Source organism: Sandaracinaceae bacterium (genome assembly GCA_016706685.1).
GTDB lineage: Bacteria > Myxococcota_A > Polyangia > Polyangiales > Houyiibacteriaceae > JADJJE01.
On sequence record JADJJE010000018.1, the window covers coordinates 109,213 to 132,971 of the forward strand.

Genomic DNA, 23,759 nt, shown 5'->3' on the forward strand with positions numbered 1-23,759 from the left:
TGCCGGCGTCCCCCGTCTTTCGCTCTTGTTGATCCGCGAGGAGTCCCATGCCCCTCTCCCATCGTTGCTCGTGGTTGCCCGCCGTGTTGGCGGCGACGCTGCTGCTGGCGCTCGTTCCAGAGCGGGCCAGGGCCTTCCCCGAGCTGGCGGCGCAGGTCCCCAACGTGGCCTACGCCACCAACGACGTGGGAGAGTCGCGGCCGTGCATCACCTGCCACAACAACGCCAACGGGGGTGACGGGTGCGTCGCCAGCGGCGGCATGAAGCCCTGCCACAACCCGTTCGGAGCGGCGTTCGGCGCGGCCGGCCGCCAGTGGTCGGCGGCGGTCGCGGCCGGCGATGCAGACGGCGACGGCTTCACCAACGGGCAAGAGCTGCAGGACGCCGCGGGCACGTGGTTCCCCGGTCTCCCCGCGCCGGGCAACGCCTCCTACGTCACCCGCCCAGGCTTCCCCGAGTCCACGCCGGGGGCGTTCGACGCCGACGACGACGGCTTCTGCTGGGTGGGACGCGACACGAACAACAACGGCTCCTGCCTGGATCCGGGTGAGAACGACGGTGCGTTCGACTGCAACGACAACGTGGCCTCGGTCAACTCCGCCGCCGTCGAGCTCTGCACCGACCTCGCGGACAACGACTGCGACGGGCTCCCCACAGTGGAGGACCCCGAGTGTGCCCAGGTGGTGGACGCCGATGACGACGGCTACTGCCTGAGCGGCCGCGATCTCAACGCGGACGGCGACTGTCTAGACAACGGCGAGCCTGGCGCCACGGTGGACTGCGACGACACCCAGCCCACCGCCAACCCTGGCGCGTTCGAGAACTGCACCGACACGGTGGACAACGACTGCGATGGCGACATCGACATGCTCGACAGCGCGTGCACCGGTGAGGCCGACGAAGACAACGACGGCTTCTGCCCCATCGGAAGCGATCTGAACGACGACGGGGACTGCTTGGACGACGGCGAGTCGCTCGGCGAAGGCGACTGCAACGACCAGAACGCGAGCGTCAACCCGAACATCGCGGAGGTGTGCACGGACGTCGTGGACAACGACTGCGACGGCTTCCCGGACTTCCGCGACCTCGACTGCGCCGACTTGGCCGACAGCGATGAAGACGGCTTCTGTCCGCTGGGCATCGACCTGAACGACGACGGCAATTGCGCCGGCACCAACGAGTCGGACGGGAGCGCGCAAGATTGCAACGACGCGAATCAGCTGGTGTACCCCACCGCGCTCGAGATCTGCACCGACGCCACCGACCAGGACTGCGACGGCGAGCCCTCGCTGGGGGACCCTGACTGTGCGGGCTACCTCGACTCGGACGGTGACGAGTACTGCGCCGTGGGCCGCGACCTGAACCTGAACGGCAACTGCCTGGACCCAGGCGAGTTCGGGCTGGCGGGCGACTGCAACGACGCGAGCGATCAGGTGAACCCCGCCACCGAAGAAGGCTGCTTCGACAGCCTGGACAACGACTGCGATGGGAGCGTGGACGCCTTCGACTCGGACTGCAGTGAGTTCTCCGACACCGACAGGGACGGCTACTGCTCCGAGGGGCGCGATCTGAACGGGGACGCGGACTGCACCGACGCCAGCGAGCAGACGGGCGACATGGACGCCGCCCCCAACGACGGCACCATCTACCCGGGCGCCCCCGAGCACTGCTCCGACAACAAGGACAACGATCAGGACGGCCTGCTCGACCTCGACGACGGCGACTGCACCACCGCCCTCGACAACGACGGCGACGGATTCTGCCCGCTGGGCATCGACCGTAACGACGACGGCGACTGTCTCGACGACGGCGAGAACGACCGCTACCCCGACTGCAACGACAACGATGTCAACGTCTTCCCGGGGGCCGACGAGCTCTGTCAGGACTTCCGCGACAATGACTGCGACACGCGCATCGACCTCGAGGACCTAGACAGTTGCGGGCGCTACCTGGACGTGGACGGCGACGGCTTCTGCGGCGCCGGCATCGACGACACCAGCGATGGCGACTGCCTGGACCTCGGCGAGGACCGCTTCGGCGCCGACTGCGACGACGGCGTTCGCAGCATCAACCCGCGCGCGGGCGAGACCTGCGACGACGGCATCGACAACGACTGCGACGGACGCGTGGACGCGGCGGACAGCGACTGCAACTGCAACGCCAACGACCAGTGCCCGGCCGCGGGGGACTGCACCCTCGGCGTGTGCCTGCAGGGCGACTGCACCGTGGTGCCGGACCGCGCGTGCGAAGACTCGGCCGACTGCTCGGCGCAGGGCGGCGGCTCGTCCAGCGCGCCCTACTGGCTGGGACTGGTGATCGGGCTCGCCTGGCTGGCGAGAAGGAGGTGGCGCATCTCGAATGCGTCCACGTTTCTAGTTGCGCTCGTGATCGGAGGCGCTTCGCTTCCGACCACGGCCTACGCGTTCCCCACCTACGTGAACACCCGCTATGGCCTGACGGCGCTCAACGAGGCGTCCTACACCGCAGAGTGCAGTGACTGCCACGTGAACCCCGCTGGAGGCGGTGGTGCGCCGTGTGGCCCGAGCTCCGGCGGCCAGCCGTGGGCGTCCTGCCTGAACCCGTTCGGCATCCTGTACCGCAACAACGGCTGGACCGTTGGCGTGCGCAACGGCGATGTAGACGGGGACGGCACCAGCAACGAGAACGAATTCCTCGACGTGGCCGATGCGGGCGGGTCCCCTGGCTCGGCTGGCTTCCCTCGCGGCGCGGAGGACGCCTGCGACATCCTGGCTTGCGCTTCGGCTTTCCCCGCCACCGTGGCCTGTGGCGCCACCAACATCCGCTGCACGGCCTCGCGCGCCAACGGCCCCGCCGCGCACATGGACGCGGTCAACGCCACCAGCTTCAACTACGCGTTCTCGTTCACCTGCGTGACGGGCAGCAGCCCCGTGCCGGTCAACAACGACACCAACTGGAGCGACCGCTGCCTGGACCAGAACGAGTGCGCGGGGAACCCGTGCTCGCCGGGCGCGTGCAATCAGTTCGCCATCGGCGGCGCATGGCAGAGCCCCGGGTACTTTTGCTCGGGCTGCCCGTCCGGCTACCAGCTGAACGGCACCAGCACGGCCTGCGTCTTGATCGACGAGTGCGCCGCGAACGTGGACGACTGCGTTGGCGTGGCCACATGCAACGACCCGTCGAGCGCGGTGGGCAACTTCACGTGCACCTGCCCCGCCGGCTACATGGGCAACGGCGAGGCCAGCGGCACCGGCTGCGTGGACATCAACGAGTGCGCCGGCAGTCCGTGCGGGCCCAACGGCGTGAGCTGCTCGCAGACGCCCATCGGGTCGTGGAGCTCTCCCGGCTACTCGTGCACGTGCGCCATGGACTACGCCTTCGATGGCACCACCTGCGTGCTGACCAACGAGTGCACGGCGGTGCCTGCTCCGTGCACCGCGGGCCTGGCCACCTGCCTCGATCCGAGCGCGGTGGACGGTGACGTGCAGTGCGACTGCATGAACGGCTACGCTGGCGACGGCTTCGCCATGGGCACCGGCTGCACGAACATCAACGAGTGCACCACGGCCATGCACAACTGCTCACCGCTCGCGGCGTGCATCGACAACCCGGGTTCGTTCTCGTGTGTGTGCAACCCGGGCACCACGGGCAACGGCACGTCGTGCACCAACATCAACGAGTGCGCGTCCCCGCAGCCCTGCGGCGTGGGCGGCACCTGCACCGAGCGGGCGCTGGGGGGCACGTGGAGCGCGCCCGGCTACAACTGCAGCTGCACGGCCGGGTACACCAACTCGGGCGGCACCTGCGCGCTGCAGAACGAGTGCCTCGCGAACCTGGACGACTGTGTGGCCGACGCCAGCTGCTCCGATCCGGGCGTGGCCGTGGGCAACTTCGAGTGCGAGTGCGACAACGGGTTCTCGGGGGACGGCAGCGCCTCGGGCAGCGGCTGCACCAACGATGACGAGTGCCTGTTGGAGTCGGACAACTGCTCTCCCAACGCCGCGTGCGTGGACACCGTGGGCAGCTTCACGTGCACCTGCAATGCCGGCTTCTTCGGCAACGGCGTGAACTGCACGGACATCAACGAGTGCCTCTCGAACACGGACAACTGCTCCGTCTTCGCCGACTGCACCAACACCCCGGGCAGCTTCACCTGCGCGTGCAAGAGCGGCTATCAGGGCACGGGCGTCAGCTGCATCGACATCGACGAGTGCGTCACCGACAACCCGTGCGTGGCCAACGAGGTCTGCCGCAACGCCGCGGGCGGGCCGCCCACGTGTGACTGCGCGCCGGGCTTCACGCGGGTGCTGGGCATCTGCGAGCGCTCCTGCGGAGACGGCGTCAAGAGCGTGGGCGAGGCGTGCGACGACGGCAACATCGTGCCCGAGGACGGCTGCGACCCGAGCTGCCAGATCGAGGCAGGCTGGAGCTGCTTCGAGCCGCCTTCGAGCGCGAGCCAGTGCACCAACACCTGCGGCGACGGGGTCATCGACTACCCAGCCGAGCAGTGCGACGACGGCGAGGCGAACAACGACACGGCGCCGAATGCGTGCCGCGCGGTATGCACGGCGCCCGCGTGCGGGGATGGCGTGCAGGACGACGGGGAAGACTGCGACGACGGCGCGGGCAACTCGCCCACCACCGCCAACGCGTGTCGCCCCACCTGCCAGCTCGCGTTTTGCGGCGACGGCATCGTGGACTTCGGCGAGGTGTGCGATCCCGGGTTGGGGGACCCGCTGAGCAGCGAGCGTTGTGTGCAGCGCTGCTACGCCGACGCTGGCGTGGGTGGTGGGGGTGGATGTTCCGTGTCGCGCGATGGGTCGGGCAGCCCAGCAGGCTGGCTCGCGCTCGTCGCGCTCGTGCTCTTCGGCGCGCGGCGCCGGCAGCGTGGGAAGACTCCTACAACGAGAGGCCGAGGATGAAGGACGAGCTGTTTCGCGTTGCGGTCATGGCGTTTGCCCTGGCGTTGGTCACCCCGGGCTGTGGCGATGGGGAGGATCTCCCGCCGGTGGACCTCGGGCCCGAGGACGACATGAACGTCCCCATGGACCTCGACCTGGACCGAGACATGGGGCCGCCCCCTTGTGACGGGCCCCCGGGCCTGTACGTGGAGGGCTCGTGCACGGAGCTCGCGGCGGGGGTGCGTCCGTTTCGCCCTCGCTTCCAGCTGTGGAGCGACGCGGCCGAGAAGGAGCGCTTCGTGTTCATCCCGGAGAACGGCGTCATCGACACCTCGGACCCGGACCGCTGGCTGTTCCCGGTGGGCACCGTGTTCTGGAAGACCTTCTCGCGCGGCGGCGTGCGCCTCGAGACGCGCATCCTGACCAAGGTGGCGGCGGGCGAGGGCATGGATTCGTGGACCTTCCAGACCTACGGCTGGAACCAGACGCAGGACGACGTGACGCTGGTGGGCGTGGACGGGCTCAGCAACGTGCTGGGGACCACGCACGACATCCCGTCGCGCGAGGACTGCTTGGCGTGTCATGCCGCCGCCACTCGTGACGTGGGCCTGGGCTTCGACGCCATCCAGCTGGCCGACATGAACCTCCCGCTCACGCTCGATGACCTGGCGGCGGCGGGCGAGATGAGCGCCAACATCACCATGGCCAGCGCCGCCACGCCCGGCACCACGGTGCAGCGCAACGCGCTGGGCTACCTGCACGCCAACTGTGCGCACTGCCACGGCGGCAGCTCGCCGCAGGTGGGTCTCAACATGCAGCTGGTCACGGGCCTGACCGGGGTCTGCGAGACCAACACCTACCTGACCGCGCTCGATGCCGCCGACGACATGGCGGGGGGCTGCACCACGCCGGGCAGGGATTCGTTCTGGGGTACCATGGACACGCTGCGCGTAGCGCCCAACAGCCTCGCCAACAGCGCCGTCTATCAGCGCATGAGCGTCCGCACGGCCGGCAACCAGATGCCCCCGGTGGGCACCGAAGACCCGGACACGCTGGGCCTCATGACCATCCAGAACTGGATCATGGGCGGCGTCCCGCACGTCCCCTGAGCCGTTCGCGGCACCTGCGCCGAGCTCGGGGCAGCACCCCGGGCTCTCAGTCGAGTGACGCCGGCCTGTGCTGCGCGTCGCCCGGGGTGCGCACCACCAAGCGATAGTCGCCCACGGGGAGGTCGTGGGGCACGCCGAAGCCGCCGAAGAAGCGCCCTTGCGCGTCGGTCACGGCCACGCCCAAGAGGCGCTCGCCGCGACCCGCGAGCAGCACCTCCACGCGCATGCGGCCCACCGCGGTGCCGGCGTCGTCCACGACGCGCCCCTGGATCTCCAGCGCCCGGCCACGCAGCACCTCGGGGCTGGACGTGGTGAGCTGCACGCGCACCCCGCGGCGCTCGGCGGCAGCCGTCCCACCCGTGCCGGAGCTGCTGGCCGTGCCGCTCCCTGCAGACGAGCGGGTGCCCGAAGCGGCCTCGCTGCCGTTCGTGCCCGACGCCGCAGCATCGTCTCCCCCGGGCTCGCTGCCCTCCGTGCCGCTGCTGCTCGCGTTGTCGGCGCCTGGCTCGGTGCTGGTGGCACCCGCGCCGTCTCCTGGCTCGCCGGCCCGGTCGAGGGCTGCGCGGTACGCCGGTGGCTGGGGCAGCGGGTCCGGCATGCGCGGCTCGTAACGCGGCGCTTCGGGGTCGCCCTGCGTGCGCACCCCCACCGGCGCACCGCCCAGGTCCACCCGCAGCCAGTCGCCGTCGGGCAGCCGCACCTCCACCCACGCGTGCGCCTCGTTCATGACGAAGTGCGTGGGGATGCCCAGGGCCAGCGCCGTGATGGTGAACGCATAGGCCCGGTGACGGCACACCCCCAGCATGCCGCGGGCCAGGTCCACGTAGATGTCCTGACCGTCACCGAACTCCTCGTTGGCCGAGCGGAACGAGCGGAAGTGATGCACCAGCCCCGCGAGCGCCTCGGTGTAGCCGCTGCGCGGGGTCAAGTGCAGCACCTCGGCTGCGAAGGCCAGGGCGTTCTCGCGCACCTGCGCTGGCATGAGCGGCACCTCGGCCGCGCGCGCGCCCACGGGCAGCCCCACCTCGGGAAGCTCACGGTTGAAGTAGCCCACCGGCGCGTCGGTCAGGAACGCCAGGCGAATGACGGCCGGCGCCCCGGCCGGCGCGCGCACGAAGTAGTTGCCGGCCTCGTCGCGCTCGAACTGCAGCGGCACGCGCGGCTCGGTCTGCACGCTGAGGATCTGGCTCTCGGGGCTGACCGACGGGATGGGCACCCGCGCGCCGCCGCGAAAGTCCAGCGTCACGCTGCCCCAGAAGCGGTCGCGCCCCTGCGCGGGGGCGTTCGCCACGGTGAGCGTCTCCACCACCGACGAGCCCGCGACCAGCACCGGCACGCCGTCGGCGGCCAGCACCACGCGGTCGAGCGCGCTCACGCGCTTGTGCGGCATGACCGACGGCGAGAAGGCCTCGGTGTAGTCCACGTCCTGCTCGAGGCTGGTGACCCGGTCGGGGCGGAACTCGGGCGAGCGGCGCCCCGGCTCATCGCGCCCCATGCCGTCCCCTGGCTGCGCCACCATGCGCGGCCCCAGCGGCTCGGCGCTGGTCAGGTTGGGCGCGGCCAGCACCTCCCCGTCGTAGACGATGGCGCTCGGCGTGCCTTCGGGGGTCTCCCAGACGCTCAGCTCGTCGTCGCTCACGGCGGGCACGTACTCGTGCAGGACGGGCGTCTCGTCAGCCCACGCATGGAAGGGGAGGGCCCCGCTCAGCGCCACCAACACCAAAAGCCCCAAAATGCGCCGACCGAAGACACGGGTCGACGCGCCGCCCCGGACGGCTATCCTGTCCGACAACGTGGACGCGCTAACGATTCTGGTCTCCATCGTGGGTCTCTCTGTGATGGTCATCGTACACGAGACCGGTCACTACCTCGCCGCGCGCGCGTTCGGCATGCGGGTGCTGCGCTACAGCATCGGCTTTGGGCCCACGCTGTTCAAGTGGCAGCCCAAGGGCAGCGACACGATCTTCCAGGTCGCGGCCATCCCCTTCCTGGCCTACGTGCAGATCGCGGGCATGAACCCGTACGAGGAGAACGACCCGGACGACGAGGGCCTCTTCAACAAGAAGAGCGTGCTCGGGCGCATCGTGACCATCGCGGCCGGCCCCGTGGCCAACTACATCCTGGCGGTGCTCATCTTCTTCGGGCTGCTGGTCAGCTACAACATGCCCGACCAGTCGCCCAGCGTGCCGCCGCAGGCGGGCACCGTGCTCGAGCCCTCGCCCGCGCACGAGAGCGGCCTGCTCCCCGGCGACGTGTTCATCAGCGTGGCGGGCCAGCCCGTGGGCACCTTCGACGACGTGGTGGCCGCCACACGGACCCGCGGGGGAGTGGCCACCGACTACGTCATCGAGCGCGCCGGCGAGCGCATGACGCTCACCATCACGCCGCGCGCCGAGGGCGACACCGCGCGCATCGGCGTGGGCAGCGCGGCGACGGAGGGGCTGCGCGGCGCGTCGCCCGCGGAAGCTCTGGAAGAAGCCATGCTCATCCCGTGGGAGCGCACCAAGGGCACTCTCATCGGCATGGCGACCATGTTCCAGGACCGCAGCACCGAGGGCGTGGGTGGGCCGGTGGCCATCGCCGGCATGCTGGCCGAGGCCGCAGACAAGGGCTGGCAGCACTTCGTGGGCCTCATCGGGCTCATCTCCATCGCGCTCGGCGTGTTCAACCTGCTGCCCTTCCCGGCGCTGGACGGCGGCCGCCTAGTGTTCCTGGGCTTCGAGGTCATCACGCGCCGCAAGCCCAACGAGCGCTTCGAGACGGCGGTGCACGTCATCGGCATCCTGTTCCTGCTGAGCGTGATGGTGCTGGTGACGTACCGCGACATCTTCGGGGGGTGAGGGCGGCGCGACGGTTGACACCCGCGCAGCGCCCGGCGACTGTCGGCGCATGGACCTCCGCAGCGACTCCTTCGAGCACAACGCCCCCATCCCCGCGCGCTGCGCCTTCGGCACGTACGACGCCGAGAGCCACGTGCGCTTGAGCGACAACAAGAGCCCGCACCTGGCGTGGTCGGACGCGCCGGACAGCACGCAGAGCTACGTGGTCATCTGCACGGACTTCGACGCGCCCAGCAAGGCCGACGACGTGAACCAAGAGGGCCGCACCGTGCCGTACGACCTGCCGCGCGTGGCCTTTCACCACTGGGCGCTGGTCGACGTGCCCGCCAGCAAGACCACGCTCGCCGAGGGCGAGTTCGGCGTGGGCGTCACGCCGCGCGGCAAGAGCGGGCCCGACAGCGCTGGCGGCACGCGCAGCGGGCTGAACGGGTACACCGAGTGGTTCGCGGGCGACGCCGACATGGGCGGCCAGTATTTCGGCTACGACGGACCGTGCCCGCCCTGGAACGACGAGCGGCTGCATCGCTACCAGTTCGTGGTCTATGCGCTGGACGTGCCGCGCGCTCCGGTGGAAGGCACGTTCCGCGTGGAGCAGGTGCTCGAGGCCATCGCACCGCACGTGGTGGCGAAGGCGGGCATCGCGGGGACGTACCAGATCAATCCGGACGCCAAGTAGAGCGCGGGCCTGCGGGCCCACGCGCTTTGCTCAGCGAACGAGCGTCATGCGGATGGGAACCGTGATCTCTTGTGGCCCGCCGTCCCAAGCCGTGCGCAGCTCCGCCGGCGGGGCGGGCACGCTGGCCAGGCGCTCGGCGGCCTCGAGCACGGCCGTGTCCAGGCTGGTGTGGCCGGAGGAGCGCTTCACGCGGCGGCGCAGGATGTTGCCCTGGGCATCCACCAAAAGCCCGATCATCACGGTGCCCTCGAGCCCCGCGATGACGGCTGCGCGTGGGTAGACCACGGCAGGCCGCACTCGACCGTTGAGGGTGGCCATGTAGCCGCGCATCAGGCCGCGCATGTCCACGCCCGTGCCCGTTCCCTCGCTGGGCCGCGTGGCGGCCGGGTTGGTCTCGCTGGCAGTCGGGGTGCTGCCCACGCCGTGCGTGCTGCCGCCCGCGGTGCCGGTGGTGAACGCGGGGCCACCGGCTGCGGCGCTGGTGGCGGCCAGCACTTCGGCGGCCGCGGGCGGCGGAGCGCTGGGCGCAGGCTCGCTCTCGGGAGGCGGGGCCGCGGGGGTCACGGCGGCTGCCGGGGGCGGCGTCAGCGGCTGCTGGGCCTCGGGTGGCGGCGGGACCACCAGCGGCTCGGGGGCGGGCGGCGGCTCCGGGGCAACCGGCAGCATGACCTCCCGCAGGTCCATGAACATGAGGTCGGGCTCGGCGGCCACGGGCTGCAGCGCTGCGGCGCTGGGCATGAAGACCGTCATGAGCACGTGGGCGCCCACCGACAGCAGCACGCACACGGGCACGTGCCAGCCGTCCGGCACGGTGCGCCTTCGGGTCTGACCTTCGGGGGCGCCTTCGGGCCCGCGGGGTGCGCGAAGCTGCCGCCCCGTCTGCTCGACCCGGCCCGGAGGGGCGTCCGAGCGCACCTCCCGGGGGAGATCTTCCACCAGCCGCAGCGTCGCGGGAGGGAGCATCTCGGTCGAGGTTTCGAGCGCCTGCATGGTCTACGGGTTAGATATTGATATTCGTTTTCGATTTCAGCAAGCCGAAACGCGCCTTGTGTGATCGGTCGTACGCTGGGTAGCGGGGCGTCTTCCCTGGCCCCCGAGACCGGTCACCCCCGACGGCGCCTGAGCCCCCAGCGGCCCCGCCGGAACACCAGCAGGCCGAGGCCGAGCCCCAGCCAGACGGCCCCGTTCTGGCTCGCACCCGCTCCATGGCCGGCCGAGCACAGCGCGCCCCCGCGGATGTCCACGCGCGGAGCGTCCGAGGCGTCCTGGAAGTCCCAGATGCCGTCGCGGTCGGCGTCGGGCAGCGGAAGGGCCGTCCCCCCCGCCATCACGTCCACGCGGTCTACGAGCCCGTTCATGTTTCCGTCGCTCGTGCCGTCCAGGCGGCCGTCCTCATCGGCGTCTGTGCCCCCCGCCTCGGTCGTGTCGGTGGCGCCCTCGGCGTCAGAGTCGAGGTCCAGGTAGTCCGGCGTCCCGTTGGCGTCCGTGTCGCGCACGGTCACCACGGACACGGTCTGTTCCGGGTCGTCGTCGTCGGCGTCCGCGGTGGTCACCAGGCCGTCTCGGTCGCGGTCGCGTGTGTCGTCGAGGCGTCCGTCCCGATTGGCGTCCAGCACGTCGCGCCCGGCGTTCTCGAGCGTGTCTGGGATGCCGTCGCCATCTGCGTCGAGGTCCAGCTGGTTGGGCACACCGTCGGCGTCTGCGTCGCTGCGGTCGTCGGTGCCGTTGCCGTTCAGGTCCAGGAAGCCGAGCGCCTCGTCATCGCGCCAGTTGGGCGTGCCGTCTTGGTCGTGGTCCAGCGAGTAGTCCGCGCCGGCACCCTCCACCAGGTCGGTGATGCCGTCGTTGTCGTCGTCGGCGTCCTTGTCGTCGGGCACGGAGTCGTCGTCGCTGTCGGCCGTGGCCAGCGGGAAGCAGCGCCGACGCGGCACGTCGCACGTGAAGCCCACGCCGCAGTCGGCCTCGGCCACGCAGCCGCAGCGGTTCCCCTCGGTGGCGGTGATGCACACGCTGCCGCCTGCCGCGTCGCGGCACTCGCTCGCGTCGAGGCACGCGCCACACGTCCCGGCGTCCTCGTTGCAGAGCCCGGCGCCCGGGTCGCGGTCGAAGCACTCCACGCTGTTCACGCACACCAGGCAGTCTCCGCTCGCGCAGATGGGCGCGTTGCTCGGGCAGTCGAGGTGCCGCTCGCACGCCACGCACTGCCCGTTCGGGCCACAGTAGGGTGCGCTCGGGTCGCCGCACTCGGCGTCGCTGGTGCAGCCGCGGCAGGCGCGCGCCACCGCGTCGCACACGGGCGCGAGCGGGCCACACGCGCTCGCCTCGGCGGGGGTGCACTGCACGCAAGCGTGATCGCCCAAGTCGCACACGCCCAAGCCCGGCGCGCTGCAGTCGTCGCTCGTGTTGCAGCCCGAGCAGCCGGACGCGACGCTCCACTGCAGCGGTCGCAGCGGGTCACACACCTCGCAGGCGTCGAGCGGGTTGCTCGCGCCGCTCGCCACGCAGGCGGCGTCGATCACGCAGCCGCTGGCCACCACGTTGTCGCAAGCGTCCACGGACTCGTCGCACACGTCGTCGGTGCAGCCGAGGCCATCGCCGCAGGGGCTCGCACCGCCCACGCAGCTGCCAGCCAGGCACGCATCGCTGCCGGTGCAGAAGCGCCCATCATCGCAAGGGTCGCCATCGTCCACTGCGGTCCACACGGCGCTGCTCACGCCCGGGTTGCAGCGCTCGCACACGTTGGCGGCGTTGAGGTCGCCGGCGTCGTAGCACTGGCCATCGATCGAGCAGTCGCAGCCCTCGTCGAGGTCGATGCGGAGCTCCTCGAAGCGCGCGAACGCCTCGGGCGCGCCCGGGGTCCCCGACACGTCCGAGAGCGTCACGTCCACGCGGTACTGCAGGAACGCGCCGGGCGGCACGCTAGAGAGCACAGCGCCGCTCGCGAACGGGCCCGACCAGGCGGCCGTGCTCACGTCGGCTTCGCTCGCCCCGGTGCGCAGGTAGACGGCGACCGTGGCGTCGCCCACCTGGGCATCGAACGCGAGGCCAACGAGCCCGCGCGGGTTCCCCAGCGCGAACACCGATGACTCGAGCGAGCCCGTGAGGCCGGACGCGAAGAAGAACGGTACCGGTGTGCCGGGCGCTCCGTTGTTGGGCAGCGAGCCCAGCGGCACGTCCACCAGCACGCCACCGGCTGCATCGGCCACCACCTGCAGCTGCTGCAAGTTGGTGCGGCTGGTGATCGCGCCGTCCACGCTGGCCCCGCTGTTGGGCAGCTGCAGGATGAACCCGTCGCCACAGCCGTTGTTCCAGGCGTGCGAGACCATGCCCACGCCGCCCACCAGCGTGACGTCGTCCTGCTCGTCCGAGTGCACGAGCGTGACTCCCGCGTTGGCCGTGAAGCTGGCCTCGTAGGCTCCCGAGCAGCCCATGGTGTCCGACCCGTCGGCCACCGAGACCAGGCTCACGACCCCGGTGGTGGTGTCGCGGTGCACGAAGAAGCGCATGGCGCGGCACTCGGGCGCAGGGTCCGTGAGCGCCACCTCGCAGCCCATGAAGCCCACGTAGGCGAGCGCGCTCGAGGCGCTCTCGATGGCTCGCAGGGACCGCGTGGGGACGGCCGTGCCGCTGCGGAATACGACGGCGCGGGCGCCGAGCTCACCCGCGGTGTCCACGCTCCACTGACCCGTGACGCTCGCGAAGGCAGCCTCGGTGGCCAGGTCGCTCGAGGTCGCCTGGCCAGGGCCGGCCGACCAGTCCGACTGCCGGAGCTCGTCGGCCTGGGCGTGCCCGAGGGGGAGCCACAGCGCGCTCGCGAGGAGGGCTCCCAGCCACGCCGTCATGGGATTCACGCGCGGACGACCAGCGCCCGGCGCGTAAGGTGAAGCAAGACACATAATCCCCATTGTACGCGATTGGGGACGGGTCGGTAGCGCTCGCCCTCTGGGGCGTGGCGTTCTACTCGTCCGTGACGCAGCCCAGCGAGGCCGAGGACACGGTCTTGATGTACTTGTAGAGCGTCCCGCGCGTGGCCTTGAGGGGGCGCGGCGTCCAGCGCGCGCGGCGCGCCGCGATCTCCTCGTCGCTCACCTGCCAGTCGATCAGCAGCTTGTTCACGTCGATGATGATGCGGTCGCCGTCTTCCACCAGCGCGATGGGCCCGCCCACCTGCGCCTCGGGCGTGATGTGCCCGATGATGAAGCCGTGGCTGCCGCCGCTGAAGCGCCCGTCGGTCATGAGCGCCACTTGGTCACCCAGGCCCGCGCCCATGATGACCGACGTGGGCGACAGCATCTCCGGCATGCCGGGGCCGCCCTTGGGGCCCTCGTAGCGGATGATGATGACGTTGCCCTTCACGATCTCGCCGCGCTCCACGGCCGCCAGCATGTCCTCTTCGCAGTCGAACACGCGCGCGGTGCCGTCGAAGTACATGCCCTCCTTGCCGGTGATCTTGGCCACCGAGCCCTCGGGCGCGAGGTTGCCGTAGAGCATGTTGAGGTGGCCCGTCTCTTTGACCGGCTTGTCCCAGGGCTTGAGCACCTGCTGACCCGGCGTGAGGCCCGGCAGGTCCGCCAGGTTTTCGGCCATGGTCTTGCCGGTGACCGTCATGCAGTCGCCGTGCAGCACGCCACGCTCCAGCAGCATCTTCAGCACGGCGGGCGTGCCGCCCACGGCGTGCAGGTCCGCCATGACGTACTGGCCGCTGGGCTTCAAGTCCGCGAGGAACGGCGTGCGGTTGCTGATCTCCTGGAAGTCCGCGAGCGTGAGCGGCACGTCCACGGCGCGCGCCATGGCGATGAGGTGCAGCACCGCGTTGGTGGAGCCGCCCAGCACCATGGTGAGCACGATGGCGTTCTCGAACGCCTTCCGGGTCATGATGTCGCGCGGCTTGATGTCGCGCTCGAGCAGCAGCCGGATGGCGGCACCCGCGGCGCGGCACTCGGCCTCTTTGGCCGGGTCTTCGGCGGGGATGGACGAGGAGTAGGGCAGCGACATGCCCAGCGCCTCCACGGCCGAGGCCATGGTGTTGGCGGTGTACATGCCGCCGCACGCGCCCGCGCCGGGGCAGCTGTGCTGCACGATGTCGAGGCGCTTGGTCTCGTCGATGCGCTTCGAGAGGAACTCGCCGTAGCTCTGGAACGCGCTGATGACGTCCAGCTTCTCGCCCTCGCTGCCCACGCCGGGCTTGATGGTGCCGCCGTACACCATCAAGGACGGGCGGTTGAGGCGCCCCATGGCGATCAAGCAGCCGGGCATGTTCTTGTCGCAGCCCGGGATGGCGATGTTGGCGTCGTACCACTGCGCGCCCATCACCGTCTCGATGCTGTCGGCGATCAGGTCGCGCGACTGCAGCGAGTAGCTCATGCCGTCGGTGCCCATGGAGATGCCGTCCGACACGCCGATGGTGTTGAAGCGCATGCCCACGAGGTCGGCGGCCACCACGCCCTCCTTGACCCACTGTGCGAGCCCGTTGAGGTGCATGTTGCAGGTGTTGCCCTCGTACCAGACGCTGGCGATACCGACCTGGGCCTTGTCCATGTCGGCGTGGCAGAGACCCGTGCCGTAGAGCATCGCCTGCGACGCCCCCTGGGCCTTCACCTGGGTGATGCGTGCGCTGTACTTGTTGAGCTTGGTGGTCGTCATGGTGCTTTGATGGTTGGTAGGGCCGCGAGGGTGGCTTTGACGGTGCGGAGGTCTTGGTCGCAGTCGGTGATGTTGCCGGTGTACTCGATGATGTGGACGCCGGTGATGTACCAGGTGCCCACGACCAGGAGGATGACCTGGATGACGACGGCGAGGGCCCACCAGACGCTGGTGAGGACGCCCACGGGGACGGCGATGACGACCAGGGCGATCATCTTGATGGCGTTGTTGCGGTCGCGCTCGCTGGACGCTTTCAGCTGGACGAGGCGCTCGCGCTCGCGCTCCAAGAGGAAGACTTGGTGCCGGAGTCCTTCGGGGGAGTCGGGGGCGAGGGAGGTGCGCACCGCACACGTTTGTCATGCGCCCGCGGGGGGGTCAACGGTGCCGGCGCGCGAGGGCTTGCGCCAAGCGCGAAGAGGTCGCACCGTTGCGCCCTGCCGCGAGGATGGCGGAATGGCAGACGCGCCGGGTTTAGGTTCCGGTATCGCAAGATGTGGAGGTTCGAGTCCTCTTCCTCGCACCAGGCCCCCCGCGCGTGGCTCGTCTCAGGCGGGTGGCGCGGCGGGGAGGCGCAGGCGGAAAGTGGAGCCGTGGCCGGGCTCGCTGCGGACCTCGATGCTGCCGCCGTAGCCTTGGATGATGCCGTAGACCGTGGCGAGGCCGAGGCCGGTGCCTTCGCCTTCGGGCTTGGTGGTGAAGAAGGGCTCGAAGATGCGGCCGCGGGTGGCGGAGTCCATGCCCATGCCGGTGTCTTCCACCTCGACCACCACGTCTCCGTCGAGCGCGAAGGTGCTGATGGCCAGCAGGCCGCCGTTGGGCATGGCGTCCACCGCGTTGACCACCAGGTTCACGAAGATCTGGCTCAGGTGGCTGGACGCGGCGAGCACGAAGAGGGGGTCGGGCGTGAGCGTGAGCGTGAGCGTGATGTGTTCGGGGGTGAGGCGTTCGAGCAGCTGACGCAGGCCCTCGAGCTGCTCGTTCACGTCCAGGCGCTCGGGGGGCGTGGGGTTCTGGCGCGCGAACGACAGCAGCTGACGCGTGAGGTCCGCGGCGCGGGAGGCCGCGTCGAAGATGCCCTCGAGCCCGGAGGACACGCGCGGGTCTTCGGGGCTCGCGGTGCGGCGCACCAGCTCGGCGCTGCCCACGATCACCGTGAGAATGTTGTTGAAGTCGTGGGCCACGCCGCCCGCCAGGCGGCCCAAAGACTCCATGCGGGTGGTGCTCTCGAGGCGCCGCTCGAGCTGCATGCGCTCCTCGGCCAGCCGAAAGCGCTGCAGCTCGTGGGTGAGCTGCACGTAGACCAGGGCGGAGACCAGCGCGACCAGCGCGATGGCGAAGAGGAACACTACGTCGGGGCGTCCGGCGCGCATCTGAGACCACAGCTCGTCGCGCGGCCAGACCTGCAGGGTCCAGCGCCGGTCGAGGACGTCGAAGGTGGCGGAGGAGCTCGGGCGGCCATCGGTCGCGGCGGCGTGGTCTTCGTCGCTGCGGAGCGCCACCAGGCTCTGGCCGGCGTCGTCGTCCAGCTGCAGCACGTAGCCGTCGAGCACGCGGCCGCGCAGCGCGGTGGTCATGATGGGATCGATGCGGAAGACCCCGTTCACGAAGCCCGCGGCACCGCCCGCGCGGATGGGGACGTAGACCGCGAAGCCGCGTCCCCCCTGGAACAGGTCGATGGCGTCGGACACGTGCGGCTGGCCGCTCGCGACGGTGGCCTCGAAGGCCGGCCGCGCGTGCGGGCTGTCGTGGATGTCGCGGCCGAGCGCCCGCAGGTTGTCGCGCTCGGGGGTGACGACCTCGATGATCCCCTCGGGCGACATCCAGTTGATGGCTTGGAAGCCGCCGAACTCGCGCTGCGCGATGAGCGCCTCGGCCGTGAACGACGGGCGACTGGCCATGGCCAGGCGCGACACGGCGATGCCGCGTGTGGCCAAGAGGCGCGCGTGGATGTAGTCGCCCAGGCGCAGTGCGGCCTGATCGGCGGTGAGGTCCACTTGAGACGCGACGCTGCGCGACCACTCGCGCCGCTGGTGGAGCCACGTGGCTGCGAGCACCCCCGACACCAGCGTGAAGAGGAGCAGGGAGAGCCAGCGCGCGCGCTTCACCTTCTTCGGGTCGAGAGATGCGGCGCTCACCATTGACCCCAGCCTACCGCTTTTGCGGCCAGCTACCCGGGCTTGTTTTCCTGGGTCCCCCGGTGGGGACTAGGCTAGGAGCGCGAGCAGGGCCTCCAGCTGCTCCTCGATGGCGCGCTGCGTCTCGCCGGCGGAGAGCCCGTGCTCCCGACGCAGCGTGTACCAAGTGCGGCCCCCGGTGAGGGTCAGGACCATGGCCACGCGGCGCTTCTTCTCCGTGGCGCTGAGCCCTGCGAAAGCGTCTCCATGACGGGCCTGTAGCCATGCGGCCTGGAGCTCGCGGCTGCGCTGCACGTACTGCCGAACGCCGGGCACGCGGTGCTCGTGCGCCATCACGCGGATGCTCTGGTCGCCGTGCGCCTCGTAGAACGTCATCAGCTGGCGCAGCGCGGAGCGCCAGTCGTCCACGCGCCCGGGCTCGAAGCCAGCCATCATGGTGGCGAGGAAGCGCTCGGCCACCTCGGCGAACAGCGCCTCCTTGGAGCCCGCGGTGCGCACCACGGTCTGCAGGCCCACGCCCGCGCGCTCGGCGATCTCGCGCAGGGACACGGCGTCGTAGTCTTGCTCGCCGAAGCACGCGGCCGCCGCGTCCAGCACGCGCTCGCGCGTGAGGGCGGCGCTCTCGGCGCGGGCACCCATGCGGTAGGCGCGGGGCTCAGGCGCGCTGGGCATGCGCGCTCGCGTGCGGGCCGTCCGTGGACGGCTGCGGTGTCACGGCCAGCGCCTCGTAGCGCCCCAGCCGGAAGGGCACGGCCAGGTGCGCGAGGTACGATTCGGGCACCGCGGCGTCGGCGATGCCCACCACCGTGCCGGCCTGCTCGCCGCGCGGCAGGTGGAACGTGCGGAACACGTGGTCCCACAGCATGGTGGTGTTGCCGAAGTTGGTGTTGGACTCGTGCAGGTGCACCGAGTGGTGGTAGCGGTGCACGTCCGACGTGGCCACCACGTAGCTCAGCCAGCCGGGGCGCAAGTCGATGTTGGCGTGCTGGAGCAGGCCGTTTACCGCCTTGAACACCGTCCATGCGGCCAGCGCCGCAGGCGAGATGCCCAGCAGGATGAGCGGGCCCGTCTCGCATGTGAGCGTGAGGACCGCGTTGAGCGGGTGCGTGCGCGCGCTGGCCAGCACGTGCAGCTGCGCGGGCGTGTGGTGCACCGCGTGCAAGCGCCAGCCGAAGCGCGTGAGGTGCATGAAGCGGTGCGCGCTGTAGGCGCCGAAGTCCGAGATCACCAGCGCCAGCACCAGCTGCAGCGCCACTGGCCAGGTGCTCGGCCAGAGCCCCACGCCCACCGCGCCCGCGAGGCGCGCGCCCACGTCCACGAGCAGCGCGAAGATCACCGCGCGCACCAGCGGGGCCACCGCGAACGCCGTCATGGCGTTGTGCAACACGTCGATGCCCAGCGTGCCCCAGCTGGGCCGCCAGTCCGGCGTGTGCGGCATGCGCTGCTCCACGAACAGCAGCAGCGCGCCCACCCACACCACAGCAAGCAGCGTGGCTTGCGGGGCCTCGAGGCCGAGGCGCTGCCCGAGCCACAGCGTGCCCAGCGCGAGCAAGAGAGCGCCCGCGTAGCCGGTGCGCGAGACGAAGCGGCGAAGTGGCGTGGGTTGATTTGATGGTAACTGCATTACCACGTAATAGAGCGGAGGCGGGCACGCGTCAAGAGCCACCCGTTTGGTCGGTGAACTCGGGCGACATCGCCTGTGCGAGCCGCTGGCGCCGGTGCTCGGGTTCGGCCGTGATAGGTTTGACCTCGTGACCGCGCCCAACCCAAAGCCAGCGCCCAGGAAGGCGACGAAGCGTGGGAGCGCGAGGGCGCTCGAGACGCCCGAGACGCCCGAGGCGGCCACGGCGCCGGGCGACGCGCCGATCCTCGCGCTCGCGATCTGGGGAGACATCGTTGCGACGGCGGACGGCGACGGTCGCGTGCGGACCTGGCACTTCAAGGGCACGCAGCTCGTCGAGCGCGGGACGCTCCACGGGAGCGTGGAGGAGCCCATCACGTCGCTCGCGACGACAGCGCCTGGTTTCGTCGGAGCGGGCACTTCACTCGTGGCCTTCAGCACGGCATGCGAGGAGCTCGCACGGACGGCGCTGCCCGCGGTCGCGACCAGCGTCGTCGTTCGGGGTGACGCGGTGTACGTGCTCGCGGGGAAGCTCCTCCGCTTCGTTCTCCCGGACCTACAGGCCAGCGGCCAGTGGAAGCACGCGAAGGGCATCACGTCGGAACTCGACGTGGATGACGAAGGAGCGCGCGCGCTCGTCCTGCGTGACAACAAGCAGGTCGAGCTCATCGACCTCGTGAAGCGCAAGAGCCTTGCGGACTGGACGCGCAGCAGCCGCAAGATCAAGGCGCTCTCGGTGCGCTTCAGCCGTGCAGGCAAGGTCCTCTTGGTCTCCGACGAGGACATGCGCCTCTCCCGCGTGAAGGACAGCACCGGCCGAATCACGAGCGAGGAGTTCACGCTCGAAGGTTTCTCGAACGGCCCGCTCGTCCTCGACAGCGCACGTTCCGTCGCGGCCATCGGAAGCGAGGGAGAGGGCGTGGAGGTCATCGACCTCGAGCCCGCGCGCACGCGGTTCTTCCTCGACCCGAGGATCACGGACGCGGGCGAGAAGGCGATCGCGGGCATGAACCGCATCCCGAACTTCAAGGAGCTCGCGCCGGGCTTCTTCGTTCGGCACGGCTCGGTCAAGGCGCCCCCCGCGCCCTCGACCCTCAGCGCGGTCGCGGTGACGGACGGCGGGGGCGTCGTCGCTGCGGGCTTCCTGTCCGGCGACGTGGTGGTCGCGGACACAGCAAGCGGTGCGGTCGTGTCGAGCCAGCGCGGCGTGCTCGGCGAAGCGCGCTGCAAGGCCAGGCATCCGTCGAGCGACGTCATCGCGTACGCGAGGGTCGAGCGGGACGTCTGGCTGCTCCATGCCGATGGGCGCTTCGCTATCGTGGACGTCGAGCGCCAAGTCGTGCGCGAAGGACCCCGGCTCGCACTCGAAGGAGACCTCGGAGAGGGCTGTAAGCTCGCGGTCGCGTCGGACACGGTCACGTCCTTGAGCGCGGGGCGCATCCACCGGTGGTCACGGCACGATGGCACCCTGCTCGTCGCGCGCGACCTGCCGCGGAACAAGGGAGCCTACCTCGACGGCGCATCGGTGCTGCTGCTGCCGCTCGACTCCCTCGGACATGACGGGTTCGACATCGTCGCGCTCGACGTGGAGAGTGGGGAGTCGAGGGTCGTGGTCCACGTCGATCGAGACGCCGAGCGGTTCGCCCTGGGCAACGATCCGAAGCACTGGGCCGCGTTCGGTCGCCGCGGCACACAGCCTATCCTCACGATCTGGGCGGGCAAGGGCCTCACGATCGCGCAGGAGTTCGCGTTCGATCTCGCGTCGGGTGAGCTGGGACGAGAGCTCCCATGGGGAGCGCCGGCGACAGGAGCCTTCGTCACCGCGCCCGACGTCTCGAACCCGCTCGAGCCGAGCGGCGCCGTGCGCGTGACCAGTGTCGAGACCGGAGAAGAGATCCTCCGCTGCCCCTATGAACCGGGCGACCTGCCGGTCAGGGGTGCGGCCACGTTCGATGTCGACTCCAAGAACGTGGCCGCAGAGGTCAGCGACTCGCTCGTCGCGGTGTGGCGCCCAGGCGCGAGGCGCCTCGTCCTCGGCGGTCACCGTCGAGTGACGAAGCTCTGGGTGAGCGCGAAGACCCTCGTCGTGCGAGACAGCTCTTGGGTGCGCGTCTGGGACATCAGCGGCCCATGAGCTGAGACGCAGGACGCTGTCGGTCAGCGCGCTCTCTTGTTCGCGGATGGCGGCCCGCCAGTCCGGGACGCCAGGATCCCGAGTGACATGGCCCCCGTTGGCGCTCGCCGTCCCTACTGCACGGTGGCGGCGACTGCCTCGGACACGCGGCCTTGCGCGTCCACGAACAGGACCTCCACGGAGGCGCCTTGCTGCACCAGCTCGCCAGGGCGGCCGGGCTGGCAACGGCCACCAGCGTTGTTGAACGAGAAGCTCACCTGGTCGGGCGCGTCGAGCGGGACGGCAAAGCCATCGGCGGCGGCAGGGCGACCGGCGGCAGGGGCGTTGCGCACCACGATGCCGAAGGTGCCGGCCGGCGCCGGCGCCGAGATGGTCAGCGTGTTGTAGGCGGCTGCCGTGCTGGGGCCGCGTGGCCCGCCCTGGACCTGGCGCGACGGGTAGAAGCGCAGGCGCGGTCCGCTCGGGGGCGCGAGGGGCTCGGTGCTCGCGCGGGCCATGGTGAAGTCACGCTCGCTCGAGCCGGCCATGGCGCGGATGGCGCCGGTGGTACGGGCGCGTGGGCGGAGCACCACCCAGCCGGGGGCCAGCTCGATGCGCGTGCTGGGGAGCGCGCGCGTGCCGCGGCGGAGCGACTCGCGCGGCGGGTCGTTCGGGCCGGCGGCGGCGTCGGGTCGGCCCGAGGCCAGCGTGGGCGCGAACAGCACGCCCCCATCGGCGGGAAGCGTGGTGCCCGCGGCGGCCGCGAAGCTCGTCTCGAAGTGGCGGATCGTGGCGCATGCCCCCGCGCTCGCCCGCGGAACCGGGCTGGCCAGCATGCCCAGCACTACCATCATCAACGAACCCAGGCCCAGTTGAGTCACCCTCGTGCGCATCGCTTTCACCTCTATTAACGTCAAGTTGGAAGCCGGTAGCGTTTCACAGCGACCCCCCGGTTGGCTAGCGTCAGCGATGCGACCGGCGCCTCCGGCCCTTGACGCTGCCGGGTCCTGAGTCTATTGAACTTTCAAGAGCTTTTGAAAGTTCTGAAAGCATGACCAGGCCGATCCGCAATCTCACCGCCAGCCCCTCGGAGTCCACCACGGACACCGGGCCCGAGCTGGACGCGCCCGAGTGGTGGCGCGTGGAGCTGCAGGTGGCCGAGGCGGTGGGCCAGCTCATGGAGTTCTGGGGCTTCAAGCGCCAGATGGGGCGCCTCTGGACGGTGCTGTTCCTGTCGCCCGACCCGCTCGACGTGGCGGCCCTGACCGAGCGCCTGCAGATGAGCAGCAGCGCCGTGTCGCTCTCGCTGGCCGAGCTGGCCACCTGGGGGGCCGTGCGCAAGACCTGGGTCACCGGCGAGCGCCGCGACTTCTACAGCGTGGAGCCGCGCGTGTGGCGCCTGGTGCGCCAAGTGGTGGAGCGCCGCGAGCTGGTGCTGATCCGCGACGCGAGCGAGACCTTCGCAGCCGCCGACCGAGCGCTCAAGGAGCTGCGCAGCACCGGCCCCTCGCGTTCCGCCATCGCCTTCAAGCGGCGTCGCCTTGCCTACCTGCGCGCCCTCGCTAGCGTCGGCGACCGGATGGTGCGCGCCTTCGTGGCGGGCAAGACCGTCGACCCGAGCGAGCTCTCTTCCGCCGAGGAACAAGTCTGATGTCGTTGCTCTCCGCCGTTCGTACCGACCCCTCGCGCGATGTCCTGCGCAGCCTGCGCTCCATCTGTGACGAGCAGGGCCTGGCCGAGCTGGCCGCGCGCCTCGCGGACCTCGGCGACCTGGTGCGCTGGGACATGAAGGACTTCGAGGGCGCGCTCAACACGCTGCCCACGCGCAACGCCGAGAAGAACGTGGTCACCGACAGCGCGCTGCACCTCATCGCGCGTGGTGGCAAGCGCCTGCGGCCCATGTGCGTGGCGCTCGCGTCGCGCGTGGGCTCGGGCTTCAGCGACCAGGCCCGCGAGATGGGCGTGGCCGTGGAGCTGGTGCACTGCGCCACGCTGCTGCACGACGACGTCATCGACGAGAGCGACCAACGCCGTGGGGCCCCTGCTGCGCGCATGCTCTACGGCAACGCGGCCAGCATCTTCGCGGGGGACTGGCTCTTGGTGGAAGCGCTCCGCCGCGTGCGCAACGCTCGGGTGGAGGGGACGCTCGACCGCCTGCTGGCTATCATCGAGGAGATGATCTTCGCCGAGGCGCTGCAGCTCGAGAACCGCGGGAAGATCGACACCCGCCGCGAGAGTTACTTCAAGGTGGTCGAAGGCAAGACAGCGGCGCTCTTTCGGTGGGCCATGTACGCGGGCGGTCGCGCCGGCGGCCTGGACGAGACCACCTGCAAGACGCTCGAGGACTACGGCACGCACCTGGGCATGGCGTTCCAGCTCATCGACGACTGGCTGGACTACGCGGGCGACCAGCAGGCCACCGGCAAGGCGCTCTTCACGGACCTGCGTGAGGGCAAGATGACCTACCCGCTGCTCCACGCCTACGAGCAGGACCCCAGCGTGGGCGTGCTGCTGGGCGAGATCCTGGGCGCCGACGACGTGGACCCTGTGCGCACCGCGGCCCTGCACGAGTCCTTGAAGCAGGCGCTGGTCCGCACGGGCGCGCTCGACGCCTGCCGTGCCCTGGCCCTAAGCCACGCCGACCGCGCCGCGGCCGTGCTCTCTCCACTGCCCGACTCGCGCGCCATCGAGGCGCTCCTGACCGTTGCCCAAGCTACCGTTCACCGGGAAGCCTGAGATCAC

General features: G+C 70.5%; 16 protein-coding genes and 1 tRNA gene. 8 read left to right on the top strand and 9 right to left on the bottom strand.

All coding sequences use genetic code 11. From position 1 onward, the window contains the following. Positions 1–47 precede the first annotated feature (47 nt). Positions 48–4,901 carry a hypothetical protein gene (locus IPI43_22095; GenBank protein MBK7776789.1) on the top strand — a complete coding sequence of 1,618 codons (4,854 nt, stop codon included), beginning with the start codon at positions 48–50 and terminating at the stop codon, positions 4,899–4,901. Continuing rightward, a complete protein-coding gene (locus IPI43_22100; protein MBK7776790.1) occupies positions 4,898–5,989 on the top strand; it encodes a hypothetical protein in 1,092 nt (363 codons plus the stop codon). Before IPI43_22095 ends, IPI43_22100 begins: the two co-directional genes overlap by 4 nt. Before the next feature lie 46 nt (positions 5,990–6,035). Here IPI43_22100 and IPI43_22105 read toward each other — a convergent pair whose 3' ends face one another. Continuing rightward, a complete protein-coding gene (locus tag IPI43_22105; protein MBK7776791.1) occupies positions 6,036–7,628 on the bottom strand; it encodes a hypothetical protein in 1,593 nt (530 codons plus the stop codon). A gap of 154 nt (positions 7,629–7,782) precedes the next feature. On the opposite strand from IPI43_22105, the gene IPI43_22110 reads away from it, so the two are divergent. Next, positions 7,783–8,829, top strand: a complete 1,047-nt coding sequence (locus IPI43_22110; GenBank protein ID MBK7776792.1) for a site-2 protease family protein — start codon at positions 7,783–7,785, stop codon at positions 8,827–8,829. A 49-nt stretch (positions 8,830–8,878) separates the two neighbouring features. Then, a complete protein-coding gene (locus IPI43_22115) occupies positions 8,879–9,505 on the top strand; it encodes a YbhB/YbcL family Raf kinase inhibitor-like protein (protein MBK7776793.1) in 627 nt (208 codons plus the stop codon). Between the two features lie 30 nt (positions 9,506–9,535). On the opposite strand, the gene IPI43_22120 is transcribed toward IPI43_22115, so the two are convergent. The 4 genes from IPI43_22120 to IPI43_22135 form a co-directional block, all read right to left on the bottom strand. After that, positions 9,536–10,495, bottom strand: a complete 960-nt coding sequence (locus IPI43_22120) for a TonB family protein (GenBank protein MBK7776794.1) — start codon at positions 10,493–10,495, stop codon at positions 9,536–9,538. A 113-nt stretch (positions 10,496–10,608) separates the two neighbouring features. Continuing rightward, complete coding sequence (locus IPI43_22125; GenBank protein MBK7776795.1) at positions 10,609–13,356, bottom strand: hypothetical protein; 2,748 nt, start codon at positions 13,354–13,356, stop codon at positions 10,609–10,611. Positions 13,357–13,462: 106 nt separating this feature from the next. After that, on the bottom strand, positions 13,463–15,148 hold the full coding sequence (ilvD, locus tag IPI43_22130; protein MBK7776796.1) for a dihydroxy-acid dehydratase: 1,686 nt from the start codon (positions 15,146–15,148) through the stop codon (positions 13,463–13,465). Continuing rightward, positions 15,145–15,492, bottom strand: a complete 348-nt coding sequence (locus tag IPI43_22135) for a hypothetical protein (GenBank protein MBK7776797.1) — start codon at positions 15,490–15,492, stop codon at positions 15,145–15,147. Before IPI43_22135 ends, ilvD begins: the two co-directional genes overlap by 4 nt. 95 nt (positions 15,493–15,587) lie before the next feature. Between IPI43_22135 and IPI43_22140 the strand changes: the two genes are divergently transcribed. Further along, positions 15,588–15,671: transfer RNA gene (locus tag IPI43_22140), tRNA-Leu, on the top strand. A gap of 22 nt (positions 15,672–15,693) precedes the next feature. On the opposite strand, the gene IPI43_22145 is transcribed toward IPI43_22140, so the two are convergent. The 3 genes from IPI43_22145 to IPI43_22155 form a co-directional block, all read right to left on the bottom strand. Continuing rightward, positions 15,694–17,286 carry a CHASE domain-containing protein gene (locus IPI43_22145; GenBank protein ID MBK7776798.1) on the bottom strand — a complete coding sequence of 531 codons (1,593 nt, stop codon included), beginning with the start codon at positions 17,284–17,286 and terminating at the stop codon, positions 15,694–15,696. Positions 17,287–17,352: 66 nt separating this feature from the next. Continuing rightward, positions 17,353–17,955 carry a TetR/AcrR family transcriptional regulator gene (locus IPI43_22150; GenBank protein ID MBK7776799.1) on the bottom strand — a complete coding sequence of 201 codons (603 nt, stop codon included), beginning with the start codon at positions 17,953–17,955 and terminating at the stop codon, positions 17,353–17,355. Beyond that, positions 17,939–18,907 (bottom strand): sterol desaturase family protein, encoded by a 969-nt coding sequence (locus tag IPI43_22155; GenBank protein MBK7776800.1) that lies wholly within the window; start codon positions 18,905–18,907, stop codon positions 17,939–17,941. The genes IPI43_22150 and IPI43_22155 overlap by 17 nt, the downstream gene beginning before the upstream one ends. Before the next feature lie 127 nt (positions 18,908–19,034). Between IPI43_22155 and IPI43_22160 the strand changes: the two genes are divergently transcribed. After that, positions 19,035–21,038 carry a hypothetical protein gene (locus IPI43_22160; protein ID MBK7776801.1) on the top strand — a complete coding sequence of 668 codons (2,004 nt, stop codon included), beginning with the start codon at positions 19,035–19,037 and terminating at the stop codon, positions 21,036–21,038. A 113-nt stretch (positions 21,039–21,151) separates the two neighbouring features. Here the strand turns inward: IPI43_22160 and IPI43_22165 are convergent, their stop codons facing one another. Beyond that, positions 21,152–21,898, bottom strand: a complete 747-nt coding sequence (locus IPI43_22165; GenBank protein ID MBK7776802.1) for a hypothetical protein — start codon at positions 21,896–21,898, stop codon at positions 21,152–21,154. 170 nt (positions 21,899–22,068) lie between these two features. Between IPI43_22165 and IPI43_22170 the strand changes: the two genes are divergently transcribed. Both IPI43_22170 and IPI43_22175 read left to right on the top strand, forming a co-directional pair. Further along, a complete protein-coding gene (locus IPI43_22170; protein MBK7776803.1) occupies positions 22,069–22,668 on the top strand; it encodes an ArsR family transcriptional regulator in 600 nt (199 codons plus the stop codon). A gap of 62 nt (positions 22,669–22,730) precedes the next feature. Beyond that, positions 22,731–23,753, top strand: a complete 1,023-nt coding sequence (locus IPI43_22175) for a polyprenyl synthetase family protein (GenBank protein ID MBK7776804.1) — start codon at positions 22,731–22,733, stop codon at positions 23,751–23,753. Positions 23,754–23,759 lie beyond the last annotated feature (6 nt).